We start from the raw sequence: 1098 nt of genomic DNA, 5'->3' as shown, positions 1-1098 counted from the left end.
TTTTAAAACTGAAATCGCGAAGCGATTTACCGTTTCATGCTATTTTCCTTGGCTTCCATGGCGGATTTGAGCCGGGAAAGGGCAATTGCCAGCTCGTCTTTCGGCTTTGGAGATGTTGTAGAAAGATAAAAAAAATCTTGATTCAGGGTTCTAGGGGGATTTTCCGACTTAGAAGATGAAGCAAAGGAACCCCCGGCAAATGCCTCCTTCCTCCCCTGCCCGTCCCGGCCTTCCGCACGGCCTCGATCCTGCGCATGGGAGGCACAGGGCAGTGGATCGCGGAATACATAGGCGTTGCTGGTGCGGACCAGGCGCGAGCGCAGCGCCAGCTTCCCGAACAGATCCAGCTCCCGGTGCTGAACCCGGATCAGCCGGTTGACCCAGGTGAGGATCTCCGCCGCCTCCAGTGCCCGGATCGCCTCGTAAACCGTGTCGCGGCAGCACTGCGCCCGCAGGGCTATCGTCTCGTAGCTCGGGAAGCACCGCCCATCCCGGCTATTGTGGAAGCCCCATAGAAGCGCCTCCAGAACCTCCAGCGTGGCCCGCGTCAACGGTCCCCGGTGCTGCCCCGGCCGGCGATGCCGGGTGGACCAGGCCCGCGCGTAAACCATGATCCGCGCCTTGGCGTTGCGGTCCAGCGGTTGCCCCCCGCCATGCCCGAAAACCTTCTCGCGCCTGCGGCTGAAACGCCCCGGCAATACAGCAATTGAAGTCATGAAATCTCCGTCGAGTTGCACAGCAACCCGCCCGAAGCGGCCGGAAATCGGCACAAGTCCGCCCGTGGCAAGAATCCTCTTGCAAAAGACGGAAAGGTGGGAGAAAACACATTTATCAGATGATGTATTCTCCGGCCCTTGCCGGTATGCACGGCCCGCCCCTTCGGCGGGCTTTGCTATTTCTGGGCTATGAATCTCCAGCCAGAAGGTTGACCCCGCACGGCGGCAACCATCGCCGCCATGCCCCAGGGGGACGGAAGCGCGAATCGCCCCCGCCCCACTGGTAAGGCCCATTCCTTAGCAACTAAATGCGAATGTCCAGAAATTTCAGACCAATGACAGACAAAACCCGGCTTTTCAGTGCCGGGCGCGGTTGTGGCTT

The 1098-nt window shown here is 60.0% G+C and carries 1 protein-coding gene; it reads right to left on the bottom strand.

Annotated features, from left to right (window positions below):
• Positions 1 to 26: 26 nt before the first annotated feature.
• Positions 27 to 1010: a helix-turn-helix domain-containing protein gene (locus BUB54_RS19810; protein ID WP_048880634.1), complete on the bottom strand. Its 984-nt coding sequence runs from the start codon at positions 1008 to 1010 to the stop codon at positions 27 to 29.
• Positions 1011 to 1098 lie beyond the last annotated feature (88 nt).

It is taken from the genome of Acidocella aminolytica 101 = DSM 11237 (genome assembly GCF_900129125.1).
GTDB lineage: Bacteria > Pseudomonadota > Alphaproteobacteria > Acetobacterales > Acetobacteraceae > Acidocella > Acidocella aminolytica.
Note: the sequence above shows the minus strand (reverse complement) of the source record. Positions and strands in the feature narration are given on the sequence as shown.

What these genes read in the sequence shown, in the direction of transcription:
- BUB54_RS19810 (WP_048880634.1), bottom strand. Translation starts at nt 1,010, where the DNA reads ATGGGCCTTACCAGTGGGGCGGGGGCGATTCGCGCTTCCGTCCCCCTG.